We start from the raw sequence: 13,299 nt of genomic DNA, 5'->3' as shown, positions 1-13,299 counted from the left end.
CTTAACCTCCCTGCATGGGTGCGAGAACTTCGATACGGTCGCCTTCGGTGATCAGGGTTTGTTCGCGCTCGTCGCCTGCAATGAATTCACCGTTGAGCGCGGTTGCCACCACCGCTTCATCAAGTTCGATTTCTGCAAGCAAAGCGAAAAGATTGGTGCTCGTGGTCTCAAAGACCTCGCCGTTAAGAACAATGGTCATACCATTTCCTCCACAAATTCGAGCTTTTGTTCCGATGCAGTCGCGGCAGCAACCGCCATGCGTGCAACCGCTGGTGACAACAGAAAGCCGTGCCGGTAAAGCCCGTTGACATAGATTGTTTGGCCGCGTTTACGCACACGCGGCATATTATCGGGGAAGGCCGGGCGGGCATCGACGCCGGTTTCCAGAATTTCCGCCTCACCGAATGCCGGGTGCAGCGCATAGGCGGCGCTGAGCATTTCCAGCGTCGAGCGAACGCTGATGCCGCCCCGCTCATCGCTTTCGATCATGGTAGCGCCGATCATGTGGATACCGTCGCCGCGCGGCACGATGTAAAGCGGGATGCGCGGATGTAGTAGGCGCACAGGACGTGACAGATTGATGTCGCGGGAGCGAACGATCAGCATTTCGCCCTTAACGCCGCGCAAATCCTGCAACTGATCGCGTGCTGCAAGGCCACGCGCATCGACGGTGATATCGCTGTCGATTTTCACCTCTTTCGCATCTTGATCGAGATGAAAGATGACTCCTTTCTTTTGCAGGTTTTCTGCAAGCTCGATCAACGTGTCGCGTGGGTTGAGATGGCCTTCTTCAGCAAAGAAAAGCCCCTGCCGGAAACGGCCTGCAAGGTCCGGCTCCAGTGCATCGATCTGTTCACAATCGATTGTTTCAAAGGCTTGTGTGCGGCGAGCAAAGCGGCGAAGCTCAGTCGCATCGCGCGTATGCGAGAGCACCAGCGTGCCCTTGCGGTGGACCGTCGAAACATGCCGTTCCCACCAACCAATCGCCTCTTGTCCTAGCCTGACAACCGGCTCTTCCGCACTCTCGCCTTCGCACCATGGGGCCAGCATTCCGCCTGCAAACCATGAGCAGCTGTCGGAGCCGATTGCAGTGCTTTTGGCAATCACGGTGACAGCATGTCCCTGATTGTTAAATTCTGCAGCACAGGCAAGGCCTGCAACACCTGCGCCGATGATGGTGACGCGCATTATTCTGTCTCCCATAACGCGTGGAAGTGGTGCACGGGGCCATGTCCGTTTCCGACGTGCAATTTGTTTGCCGAGCGGATGGCCGCTTGCAGATAGGTGTGAGCCTCGCGCAGTGCCTGTTCCATCGAACGACCTTTGCCAAGACCCGCTGCAATTGCCGATGACAGGGTGCAGCCGGTGCCGTGAGTGTGCTGTGTGTCGATACGTGGCGCTTCCAACTTAATAGTCGGCAGGTCTTTGCGGATGAGGAGGTCAGTGCAGATATCGCCCTCAGCATGTCCGCCTTTCATCAGCACGGCCTTTGCACCAAGGCCGAGCAGGGCGCGACCCTGTGCTTCCGCCTCATCATTATTGCAGGCGATTGCACAATCGAGCAGGCAGGCAGCTTCCGGCCGGTTTGGCGTCAGGAGGCTTGCAAGCGGGATCAGTCTTTCGCGTAATGTCGAGATTGCCGCTTCGCTTAAAAGCCTGTCGCCGGATTTCGCCACCATCACCGGATCAAGAACCACCGGGCCAGAGAAATGCCTAAGGCCTTTGGCGATTGCCTGAATGGTTTCCGGCACCGACACCATGCCGATCTTGACCGAAGCCACATTAATATCGCTGAAGACAGCATCAATCTGTGCAGCAACGATTTCGGACGGAATGTCATGGACAGCCGTGACCGCTAATGTGTTCTGTGCGGTAATCGCCGTGATCACGCTCGCACCGTAGACGTTCAACGCCGAAAAGGTTTTGATATCGGCCTGAATACCCGCACCGCCGCCGCTGTCGGAGCCTGCAATGGTTACGCAGATGGGCACGGATGCACCATTGCTGTTGCTAGCTATTGTTCGGGAGAGGCTTTGTCTTACGTCTGTCATGTCGTCTCTCATTCCGAACGGAAAATTGAGACGTCATGAACTTGATTTTGGGTTTTGCCCCATGGAGGATGAGTTCCTCCTTGTTCGCGACGCGCCAAACTCCGTTCCCTACGCAGGTATTACCCGGATCAGGTTCAATGGGTTAACGCTATCGCGTCTCTCAGCCTCTTATGATCGTAATATCGGACGGAAAACCGCTTTGCACTTTTCCTGATATTGCGTCTTGAGGCACCCCAACGAATTTTGTGCTTTAGGCATAGGCCGGAACAAGGTTGGGGTCAAGCTGCCTCGTTAACGCAAGATCAGGAATAAATTTAAAGAATAGTTAGATTTTTATATTATTCTTTGGGTTAGCATGCATTAGTCAATGCAGGGAAACTGTCGTCCCGGTGCAGACGATTTATCTGATTCTTGGGAACGATTATCTCGTGGGGGCGAGGAGTTTTGGATCAGGTTCAGTCTGATGAGGGGGCGCAAATGGCAAAGCGAGAAGCCGGAGAGGCTTACGCGGGTGATGCGGTGGTGCGAACCTCAGATGAGGATTTTCGCGTCCTGTTCACGACACACCCCACGCCGATGTGGGTTTATGATCCTGAAACATTGCGCTTTGTCGTAATGAACGAAACTGCATGTGCGCTCTATGGCTATTCGCCAGATGACGTACCTGCAATGACGGTTCTCGATATCCGTCCCAAGAGCGAACATGAGCAAATGCTCGCTGCAATACGCGACAAGAGCGACCTTGAGCGCCCCCGACAGTGGCAGCATATCAAAGCCAATGGCGATATAATTGAGGTCGTAACTTATGGGCGGCAGGTTTTGTTCAATGGAAAAAATGCCATCCTTGCGATCATTCAGGATCTGACTGAACTTACCCAGATCACCCGGCAGGCTAACCATACGCAGTCACTGCTTGATGGTCTGGTTGACAACATGCCTTTGGGTGTTTTCGTTAAAGATATGCACGATGAGGGGCGCTATGTTCTTTATAATAAAGCTGCCGCTGCCATTTGTGGCCATCGCATTGAACAGGTTGTAGGTTCTCTCGATGCAGAGATTTTTCCTGTCGAAGAGGCAAAGCTTCTGACGCAGCAGGATCGTCTGGCCATGCGCCGGGGCGATGTGCTGACGATAGAACGCGATATTGGATTTATAGACGGAACGCCACGCAGAATGCGGATTGTCAAGCGTCCCATTCCCCCAATCGGTAGCGATCATCCGCGTTATCTGATCGGAATAGTTGAGGATATTACTGAACGGCGACAAACTGAACAGCGCATGGCGCATATCGCAATGCATGACAGCCTCACGGATTTGCCGAACCGTGCCTATTTTTCTCAACACATTGAAGCCATGTTGAAAAAGGGCGAAAGCGCCCCGGCATTTGCACTTCTTTATCTCGATATTGATCATTTCAAAAATATCAACGACAGCAGAGGTCATCAGATTGGCGACCAGTTGCTGCAACAGACTGCTGAACGTCTCAAGTGTCTCACCAATAGCGACCAGTTTCTTGCGCGGCTGGGTGGCGATGAGTTCGCCCTGATTTTTCGCAGCGATACTGTTTCCCATATTGCCATGTTTGCGGACAGGCTTTTGTCTGCATTTGAGGACCCGTTTGAATTGGGGGCGACATCAGAGTTTATCTCTTGCAGTATCGGGATTGCTCAAGCGCCACTGCATGGCGATTGTACGGATGTGCTGATGCGCAATGCCGATCTGGCGCTTTATGCGGCCAAGGCCAATGGCCGGAGGACATTCAGCTTCTATCAACAGTCCCTGCGTCTGGCTGTCGAAAAACGCCATGCTATGATGACAGATCTGCGTATTGCATTGGCATCGGAACAATTCGAACTGCATTATCAGCCCATCTTCAATCTGAAAACAGGTCAAATATCCGGCTTTGAAGTCCTGCTTCGATGGTGGCACCCCACTTTGGGTCTGGTGTCGCCCGCAGATTTCATTCCGATTGCTGAAGAAGCAGGCTTGATCGGAACTATTGGCGACTGGGTGCTCAGACAAGCCTGCCTTGAGGCAGCTTCCTGGCCGCATGGGATCAAGGTTTCAGTCAATCTTTCGCCGGTGCAGTTCAATCAAACGACGCTGCTCGATTCTGTCACTGGAGCACTTCAAGCGGCGTCCCTTTGCCCCGAGCGCCTTGAGCTCGAAATCACGGAATCTGTATTTCTGCAAAACAGCAAACATAATACCGAACAGCTGTTTGAACTGCGCCGTTTGGGTGTTCGGATTGCCATGGATGATTTTGGTACGGGCTATTCATCTCTTAGCTATCTGCGCTCATTCCCGTTTGACAAAATCAAGGTGGATCGGAGTTTTGTATCGGGTATTGAAGTCGATACCCGCGATCTGGCGATCATTCAGGCTGTTGCTACGCTTGGGGCTGGTTTTCGGATTGTCACGACAGCCGAAGGTGTAGAAACCAAGCAGCAGCTCGACTGCCTGCGCGAACAGAATTTTGGTGAGGTGCAGGGCTTTCTGATGGGCCGCCCCATGCCTGCCAGTGAAGTGACTGATTTCATTCAGACGCGATGCGGCTTAATTCTTGAAATGATTGGGTCTGAAAGAGAAATGTCGCTCTGACTGTTTCATCCTATTATGAGGCTTGACCTTCCAACGGTGGGAAGGGTTATCTGTCATGCAACTCATGAAGTCGCTCCCAAAATGGGGCGGAAAAGGATTGCCATGAACAAGCCAGTCAAATCCGATAAAACAAGTTTTGCCATTCCGGTTGAGGGCATGAGCTGCGCCTCCTGTGTATCTTCCGTTGAGAAAGCTGTCGCAAAAGTGCCGGGTGTTGAAAAGGTGTCTGTCAATCTGGCGACTGAACGCGCCGATGTGACCTTCAAGGCAGTCCCCGACATGCCTGCGGTTATCGATGCTATCCGCAAAGCTGGTTACGACGTACCAGCATCAAGTGCTGATCTTGCTATTGAGGGTATGAGTTGCGCTTCCTGTGTGAGCAATGTTGAGAAGGCATTGAATGCAGTACCCGGCGTGACGCGTGCAAGCGTCAATCTCGCAACCGAGCGTGCCCATGTTGAACTGGCTGGGCAGGTGCCGCTTTCTGATCTGATCAGGGCAGTTGAAAAGGCTGGTTATGAAGCCCGTTCGCTCGAGGAAGCCGGCAGCGTTGCAAAGCCTGAAACGCAATCTGAAAAGCGCGATGCGGAAGCGGTTGAGCTGAAAAAGAATGTCATTCTGGCAGCGGTTCTGACGCTGCCGGTCTTTATTCTTGAAATGGGATCACATCTCGTTCCGGCTTTGCACATGTTTGTCATGGAAACGATCGGGATGCAGAACAGCTGGTATTTCCAGTTTGTGCTGACAACGCTTGTGCTGTTTGGTCCGGGCATGCGGTTTTTCAAAAAAGGCATTCCGGCTTTGTTGCGCGCAGCCCCCGACATGAATTCGCTGGTTGTGGTCGGTACAACGGCGGCGTGGGGCTTTTCGGTTGTTGCGACTTTCTGGCCTGACATTCTGCCTGAAGGAACCGTCAATGTCTATTTTGAGGCTGCAGCCGTCATTGTCACACTGATCCTGATTGGCCGCTATCTGGAAGCGCGCGCCAAGGGGCGCACTTCGGCTGCAATCAGCCGTCTCGTTGGCTTGCAGGCAAAGTCAGCACGCGTCATGCGTAATGGTGAAACAATCGATGTGCCGCTGGAAGATGTTCGCGCAGGTGATATCGTTCAGGTCCGTCCGGGCGAGAAGGTTCCGGTTGACGGTGCAGTGATCGAAGGCTCGTCTTACGTGGATGAATCGATGATTACCGGCGAGCCTGTGCCTGTTGCCAAGGAAGCAGGCGCAGAAGTTGTCGGAGGCACGATCAACAAGACCGGTGCTTTCACCTTCCGCGCAACCAAAGTTGGGCGCGATATGGTCATCTCGCAGATCGTGCGGATGGTTGAGGATGCGCAGGCCGACAAGCTGCCCATTCAAGCCAAGGTCGATAAGGTCACCGGCTGGTTCGTACCTGCCGTTCTGGGTGCTGCACTCATCACCTTTATTGCATGGCTTTTAATCGGCGGTACGGCGATGATGGGCTACGCGCTGGTGAATGCTATCGCGGTTGTCATCATTGCGTGTCCATGCGCCATGGGTCTTGCAACGCCGACTTCAATCATGGTCGGCACCGGCCGGGCTGCCGAGTTCGGCGTTCTGTTCCGTCGTGGTGATGCACTGCAAACCTTGCGCGACGCATCGGTGATTGCGGTCGACAAAACGGGTACATTGACGCAGGGCAAGCCCGCTCTGGCGCATTTCGCTGTTGTTGATGGTATCGATAAAGATGAAGCGCTGGCGCTGGTTGCTGCGGTGGAAGCGCGTTCCGAGCATCCAATTGCCGATGCGATTGTGAGCGCTGCAAAGGAACAGGGTCTGAAACTTGCTGATGTTTCCGATTTTGAATCCGTCCCTGGCTTCGGGCTGAAAGCCAAAGTATCCGGCCATGAAGTTGCCATTGGGGCTGATCGCTATATGCAAAAGCTTGGGGCTGATGTTTCAGTCTTTGCGGATGATGCCAGCCGTTTGGGTGATGAAGGCCAGACACCGCTTTATGCCGCAATCGATGGAAAGCTTGCAGCAATCATCACGGTTGCCGATCCGATGAAGGAAACTACGCCTGCCGCCATTGCTGCCATGCATGAGCAGGGTCTGAAAGTGGCGATGATCACGGGCGATAATCGCCGCACTGCACAGGCGATTGCCAAGCGCCTTGGCATTGATGAAGTCGTTGCGGAAGTGCTGCCCGATGGTAAGGTCGAGGCGTTGAAGCGTCTGTCGGCTGGTGGAAATCGCATTGCCTTCGTGGGCGATGGTATCAATGACGCACCCGCACTTGCGGCTGCCGATGTGGGTATCGCGATTGGCACCGGCACAGATATTGCGATTGAAAGTGCGGATGTTGTGCTGATGTCGGGCGATCTGCGTGGCGTGGTCAATGCGATTGCAATCTCGAAAGCCACCATTCGCAATATCAGCGAAAACCTGTTCTGGGCATTTGCCTATAATGTCGCGCTGATCCCGGTTGCAGCCGGTATTCTCTATCCGTTCACAGGCACGCTTTTGTCGCCGGTGCTGGCGGCCGGCGCCATGGCGCTTTCCAGTATTTTTGTGCTGAGCAACGCGCTGCGACTGCGTGGGTTCAAAAGCCCGATGGCTTGATTTTTACCACGTATCGGCAATCCACCTGATTGCCGATACGTCTTTATTTCTTTTACATAACCCCTCTGGATTTTTCATTTCGCCGCCTATTTGTTTGAGCAGGCAGTGTTTTGTTGTTTGCGAAGCCGTTTGCTGCAATATTTCCACCAAACTCAGGAATACCTCGATTTTCTCTATCCTTGCGGCTTTTGGCAGCTGAACTGCAATGCACGGCAGGGCCATGGTCACTACTCGAAGGGGGTAATGTCTTGCTTGTTTCTCTGACGGCTATTTTACTTTTATTGATTGGTCTTGGACTCGGTGCCGCGGGCATCTACCTTGTCACACTGGGCGGCAGCTGGTTTTTCGTCATTGCTGCCATTGGCTTTCTGCTGACGGGCATCTTCCTTTTCAAAAGAAGTGCAATTGCGCTCTGGATTTACGCGCTCGTCATTCTTGGCGCGCTTGGTTGGGCTGTCTCTGAAGTCGGTTTCGACTGGTGGGGCCTTGGTTCGACCGGCGGCGTGATCGTTCTTCTCGGCCTGTGGCTCTTGACGCCATGGATAAGAAAGCCGCTCAATGGCGGCGGCTTGCCGCTGACTATTGCCACTCTGGCAGCTCTGGTGGTCGCCGGTTATTCGATGACGCAGGATCCATGGAATATTTCGGGTGACCTGCCCACCGAAAAAGTGGTTTCATCACCTGATCTGGGCGGCAATGTTCCCGATGGGGAGTGGCATCAATATGGCCGCACACCTTACGGGCAGCGCTATTCGCCGCTGACGCAAATCACACCTAAAAATGTTTCCAAGCTTAAGGTTGCCTGGCAATATCAGACCGGTGATGTGAAGCAGCCGGAAGATGTCGGTGAAACGACCTATCAGGTCACACCGCTGAAAATTGGCGATTCGCTTTATCTATGTACGCCGCATAACTGGGCTATTGCGCTTGATGCGGCGACCGGCAAGGAAAAGTGGAAGTTCGATCCAAAGGTCGGTTTTAATACCGACCGTCAGCACCAGACCTGCCGTGGGGTGAGCTACTGGAAGGATTCAACTGCTACTGCCGGTGCCAAATGCTCGGAACGTGTCTATTTGCCAACCTCGGATGCACGTCTGATCGCGCTTGACACTCAGACAGGCGAAATCTGCACCGACTTTGCCAATGGTGGTACGCTCGATCTCGGTCATGGCATGAAGTACAACCCGGCTGGTTATTACTATTCGACCTCGCCACCGGCAGTTGTCGGCGATAAGATTATCGTTGGCGGTGCGGTCAATGATAACTATTCGACTGAAGAGCAGTCGGGCGTTATCCGCGCTTTCGACATTCGTACCGGTGATTTGCTGTGGAACTGGGATTCCGGCAATCCTGATGTAACCACGCCGCTGCCGGAAGGTCAGCACTATACGACCAACTCACCGAATAGCTGGTCGGTTTCCAGTGTTGATGAGGGCCTTGGTCTGATCTTCATCCCGCTGGGTAATCAGGTTCCCGATCAGCTCGGCATGAACCGAAGCGAAAATGTTGAGAAATATTCGTCGTCTATCGTCGCTCTTGATGTGAATACCGGACAGCCCCGGTGGGTACGCCAGACGGTGCATCATGATCTGTGGGATATGGATGTGCCCGCACAGCCTGTGCTGCTTGAAATCAATGGCGTTCCGGCACTGGTTGGACCAACCAAGCAGGGTGACATTTATGTGCTTGATCGCCGCACGGGTGAACCGATTATTCCGGTTCGTGAAATTCCGGCGCCGACCGGTGCAATCCCGGAAGATCATACATCCCCGACGCAGCCGATTTCTGATCTGACATTCAGCCCGGCACCGCTTACAGAAAGCAGCATGTGGGGCGTGACACTGTTTGATCAACTGGCATGCCGCATTGCTTTCCGCCAGCATTTCTATGAAGGCCGGTATACGCCACCTTCCTTAAAGGGCACGATTGTCTATCCGGGCAATTTCGGTGTCTTCAACTGGGGCAGCGTGGCGGTCGATCCTGTGCGTCAGGTTATGTTCGGTATGCCGACTTATCTGGCTTTCACCTCAAAGCTTGTTCCCCGTGCGGATGTTCCGCCACGCGGTCAGGATGAAAAGGGGAGCGAACAGGGTCTGAATCGTAATGACGGCGCACCCTATGGTGTCTTTATGGGACCATTCGTCAGCCCGCTGGGCATTCCGTGCCAGACACCGCCGTGGGGTTTTGTTGCGGGTGTTGATCTGCGTACTGGCAAAATCGCCTATAAGCATCGCAATGGTACGATTGAGGATATGGCCCCTGTTCCCCTGCCGCTTAAAGTTGGTGTTCCCGGTATTGGAGGACCGATGATTACGGCTGGTGGTGTAGTGTTCCTTGGTGCAGCCGTGGATGATTATCTGCGTGCTTATGATCTCACCAATGGCAAAGTGCTTTGGGAAGCACGCTTGCCTGCGGGCGGTCAGTCAACACCGATGACCTATACCGTCAATGATGAGCAATTTGTCCTGATGGTTGCGGGTGGACATGGCTCGGTTGGCACCAAGCCGGGCGATTACGTGATTGCCTACAAACTTGGGAAATAAATTGGCTTGTTAAAAAGAAACGCCGGGAATTTCCCGGCGTTTTTATTGGTGGGTTTTAAATCTTGCCGTGCAGCAGTTCGCCCTTTCGCGGCGATGAAGAATGATCTTTATTATTCGCAAGCTCATGAATGATCGGGCAGTCTGGCCGGTTGTCGCCATGGCAATTATGGGCGAGGTGGCGCAGCGTGTCGGCCATGTTCTGCAATTGCTTCATTTTGGCTTCGAGGTCTTGAACATGCTGCAGCGCAACTTTTTTCACGTCGGATGACGCACGGTTGCGATCACGCCAGAGCGTGAGCAACGCTTTAATCTGTTCAACCTGAAAGCCAAGGTCGCGGCTGGAGCGGATGAAGCGTAGCGTTTCGACATCTTTCTGGGTGTAAACGCGATAGCCGGAGCTGGTCCTGTCGGCGGCCTCGATAAGCCCGATAGTCTCATAATGGCGAATCATTTTCGCCGATATGCCTGATGCGGTTGCTGCCTGGCCGATATTCATGCCGTTCCTCGCAAACTATGAGCTTCGTATATAGGAACGAGAGATATTCATTCAAAGAGGTTTCCGCCGGAAAATCCGGCGAAAACGGTACTTTTTGCTCTACTTTTAAGGCTTTAGAGCGACCTTTATGCGCCCAAGAGGGCGCACGGCCTCTAGTTAAGCAGTGAAGTCGCTCTGCGTGCCGTGGGCTTCGATCGCCTGCGCAAGTCGTTGCAGGGCGTGCACATAAGCCGCGGAGCGGACAGTGACCTTGTGCTCTTTGGCGTGGTTCCAGATTGCGCGGCCTTCACGCTCCATGATGGTCTTCAGGCGTTCATGGATTTCTTCGAGCGTCCAGTAATAACCCTGACGATTCTGTACCCATTCGAAATAGGACACAGTCACACCGCCAGCATTCGCCAGAATGTCTGGAAGAACGATGACACCGTTTTTCGCCAGGATTTCGTCGGCTTCTGGCGTGATTGGTCCATTGGCCAATTCGACAATCAGCTTTGCCTTAATGGAGGCTGCATTGTCGACATGGATCATGTTTTCCATAGCACTTGGAACGAGAACGTCGCATTCGGCTGCGACCAGTTCATCCGGGGTAATCGCTTCATGACCATTCTTGCCAGCCGTGGAAACAACCGACTTGTTGTTTGCCTTGGCGTCCAGAAGCGCGTCGAGATCAAGACCGTTTGCGCAGTAAACCGCGCCTGATGAATCCGATACAGCAACGATTTTGTGGCCATCGCTTGCCATGAGCTTTGCAATGAACTGGCCGGCATTGCCGAAACCCTGAACCGTGACGCGAAGCGTTGAGGCAAGCCCGAGATCTTCCGACAGATGACGCACAAGATAGAAGCCGCCACGTGCAGTCGCATCATTTCGGCCTAGGGAGCCACCTAGCGCCAGTGGTTTGCCTGTTATGACCCCAGGTGAAGACTGGCCGACGATCTGCGAATATTCGTCTGCCATCCAGCCCATGATCATGGAGTTGGTGTAAACATCCGGCGCTGGAATATCGCGGTCCGGGCCGATGATGCCGGAGAAAGCTTGAATATAAGCGCGCGAAAGGCGCTCAAGCTCGGCCTTGGAGAGTTGGCGCGGGTCAACCTGAATAGCACCCTTGCCGCCACCATAAGGCAGGTTCATCACTGCACATTTGAAGGTCATCCAGAAAGCAAGCGTTTCGACTTCCTCAGCGGTGGATTCAGGGTGGTAGCGAATGCCGCCTTTGGTTGGGCCGCGCGTGTCGTCATAACGGCAACGCCATGCAAGAAAGGATTTGCGCGATCCGTCATCCATACGGATCATCAAGCGCACTTTCATCGTTTCACGGGCGTATTTGAGTTTTTCGATAACATCCGGATCGATATTGATGTGGCTTGCGGCCTCGTCCAGACGAACGAGTGCGCTTTCGAGTAGATTCTCCTTAGTCATCAAATCACCTTTCTTGCTTTTAGCCCTCTTTAAAGGGCGGTTTATGAACGCTTGAGTAGCGCTTCACGCAATAAAAGGAAAGAGAAAAGGACAACAATATTGTCCTATTTTGCAGATATGTTTTGTATTTGTTCTAATGTTACTTGGTGCTGATATTACATCTGTAAGACAGCCTTACTGATCCTGATAATGATGTCGCGAAATGGTGTCGATGTCGTATTTGTGTCGTCTTTTGACGCAAGTCTGCTGTCGATTTCGCGCGCTACCCAATACTAATATGGGTAAAGGTTTTCATGCGTCACAGGAGAGCATGAACCGTAAGACTGGTGGTTTATATATGTCCCGCTTTTCGTTAGCTTCTATCGTTGGTAATGCGCTGACCGGCAACAAGAACTGGAAGCCGCAATGGCCCAATGCCGAACCCAAGGCCGAATATGATGTGATCATCGTCGGCGCTGGTGGGCATGGTCTGGGCGCCGCCTATTATCTGGCTAAGGAACATGGCATCACCAATGTCGCGGTGATCGAAAAAGGTTGGCTTGGCGGCGGCAATACCGGGCGCAACACCACCATTATCCGCTCCAACTATCTCTATGATGAGAGCGCGCATCTTTACGAACATGCGATGAAACTGTGGGAAGGGCTTAGCCAGGACCTCAATTATAACGTCATGTTCTCGCAGCGCGGCGTGATGATGCTGGCGCATACGGTGCATGATGTGCAGAGCTTCAAGCGTCATATCAATGCAAATCGTCTCAATGGCATCGACAATGAATGGCTGAGCAGGGAACAGGCGAAGGAATATTGTCCGCCGCTCGATATTTCAGCCAATGCGCGCTATCCGGTTGTTGGTGCCACCTTGCAGCGGCGCGGCGGTGTGGCCCGTCACGATGCGGTTGCATGGGGCTATGCGCGCGGTGCGACGGAACGCGGCGTTGATATCATCCAGAATTGTCCGGTCACAGCCATTCGCCGCGATGCGTCGGGCCGCGTAACCGGTGTTGATACACCACGCGGTTTCATCAAGGCGAAGAAGGTGGCTGTTTCTGCCGCTGGCAGCACGTCGATTGTCATGGATACGGCAGGCGTACGCATGCCGCTTGAAAGCTATCCGCTGCAGGCGCTTGTATCCGAGCCGGTCAAGCCGATCTTTCCTTGCGTGGTCATGTCCAACACGGTTCACGCCTATATCAGCCAGTCCGACAAGGGCGAGCTGGTGATCGGCTCCGGTACTGACCAATATGTATCCTACAGCCAGCGCGGAGGTCTGCCCCTGATCGAGCACACACTGGCGGCTATCTGCGAAGTCTTCCCGATCTTCACCCGTATGCGGATGCTTCGCAAATGGGGGGGTATTGTTGACGTTACGCCGGATCGTTCGCCGATCATTGGCAAGACGCCGGTTCCGGGCCTGTTTGTCAATTGCGGCTGGGGCACAGGCGGCTTCAAGGCGACGCCGGGTTCAGCGCATGTCTTTGCGCATACGATTGCCCGCGACGAACCACACTGGATCAACGCGCCGTTCACGCTGGAACGCTTCACCTCCGGTCGTCTGATCGATGAAGCGGCTGCTGCTGCTGTTGCGCACTAAAGAAATAGGGGA

At 53.6% G+C, this 13,299-nt stretch carries 10 protein-coding genes and 1 riboswitch; of the genes, 4 read left to right on the top strand and 6 right to left on the bottom strand.

Going from position 1 to position 13,299, the window contains the following annotated elements; translation table 11 throughout:
* Nucleotide 1: 1 nt before the first annotated feature.
* From thiS to thiD, 3 genes are read right to left on the bottom strand one after another with little or no spacing between them, the layout of a single operon-like run.
* Nucleotides 2-199, bottom strand: coding sequence for a sulfur carrier protein ThiS (gene thiS / locus H5024_RS00135; protein WP_187543423.1), 198 nt, complete (start codon nt 197-199; stop codon nt 2-4).
* On the bottom strand, nt 196-1,188 hold the full coding sequence (locus H5024_RS00130) for an FAD-dependent oxidoreductase (RefSeq protein ID WP_187543422.1): 993 nt from the start codon (nt 1,186-1,188) through the stop codon (nt 196-198). Before H5024_RS00130 ends, thiS begins: the two co-directional genes overlap by 4 nt.
* Entirely contained in the window at nt 1,188-2,051 is an 864-nt protein-coding gene (thiD, locus tag H5024_RS00125) for a bifunctional hydroxymethylpyrimidine kinase/phosphomethylpyrimidine kinase (protein ID WP_187543421.1), read from the bottom strand. The genes H5024_RS00130 and thiD overlap by 1 nt, the downstream gene beginning before the upstream one ends.
* A gap of 88 nt (nt 2,052-2,139) precedes the next feature.
* Nucleotides 2,140-2,297: riboswitch (TPP riboswitch) on the bottom strand.
* A gap of 231 nt (nt 2,298-2,528) precedes the next feature.
* Between thiD and H5024_RS00120 the strand changes: the two genes are divergently transcribed.
* Nucleotides 2,529-4,652, top strand: coding sequence for a bifunctional diguanylate cyclase/phosphodiesterase (locus H5024_RS00120; RefSeq protein WP_187543420.1), 2,124 nt, complete (start codon nt 2,529-2,531; stop codon nt 4,650-4,652).
* 102 nt (nt 4,653-4,754) lie between these two features.
* Nucleotides 4,755-7,235, top strand: coding sequence for a heavy metal translocating P-type ATPase (locus tag H5024_RS00115; RefSeq protein ID WP_187543419.1), 2,481 nt, complete (start codon nt 4,755-4,757; stop codon nt 7,233-7,235).
* Between the two features lie 3 nt (nt 7,236-7,238).
* Here the strand turns inward: H5024_RS00115 and H5024_RS00110 are convergent, their stop codons facing one another.
* A complete protein-coding gene (locus tag H5024_RS00110; protein ID WP_187543418.1) occupies nt 7,239-7,457 on the bottom strand; it encodes a hypothetical protein in 219 nt (72 codons plus the stop codon).
* A gap of 26 nt (nt 7,458-7,483) precedes the next feature.
* Between H5024_RS00110 and H5024_RS00105 the strand changes: the two genes are divergently transcribed.
* Nucleotides 7,484-9,778, top strand: a complete 2,295-nt coding sequence (locus H5024_RS00105; protein ID WP_187543417.1) for a glucose/quinate/shikimate family membrane-bound PQQ-dependent dehydrogenase — start codon at nt 7,484-7,486, stop codon at nt 9,776-9,778.
* A gap of 55 nt (nt 9,779-9,833) precedes the next feature.
* On the opposite strand, the gene cueR is transcribed toward H5024_RS00105, so the two are convergent.
* Together cueR and H5024_RS00095 are read right to left on the bottom strand one after the other, a co-directional pair.
* The gene (gene cueR, locus H5024_RS00100; protein ID WP_187543416.1) at nt 9,834-10,274 is read right to left on the bottom strand and encodes a Cu(I)-responsive transcriptional regulator; all 441 of its coding nucleotides are present in this window, start codon (nt 10,272-10,274) and stop codon (nt 9,834-9,836) included.
* 156 nt (nt 10,275-10,430) lie between these two features.
* Complete coding sequence (locus tag H5024_RS00095; protein WP_187543415.1) at nt 10,431-11,696, bottom strand: Glu/Leu/Phe/Val dehydrogenase; 1,266 nt, start codon at nt 11,694-11,696, stop codon at nt 10,431-10,433.
* Nucleotides 11,697-12,033: 337 nt separating this feature from the next.
* On the opposite strand from H5024_RS00095, the gene H5024_RS00090 reads away from it, so the two are divergent.
* Nucleotides 12,034-13,287 carry a sarcosine oxidase subunit beta family protein gene (locus H5024_RS00090; RefSeq protein WP_187546454.1) on the top strand — a complete coding sequence of 418 codons (1,254 nt, stop codon included), beginning with the start codon at nt 12,034-12,036 and terminating at the stop codon, nt 13,285-13,287.
* Nucleotides 13,288-13,299: the final 12 nt, after the last annotated feature.

The sequence above is a fragment of the Ochrobactrum sp. Marseille-Q0166 genome (genome assembly GCF_014397025.1).
Taxonomy (GTDB): Bacteria; Pseudomonadota; Alphaproteobacteria; order Rhizobiales; family Rhizobiaceae; genus Brucella.
The sequence above is the reverse complement of the archived record's forward strand: the minus strand, read 5'-3'. Positions and strand labels throughout refer to the sequence as shown.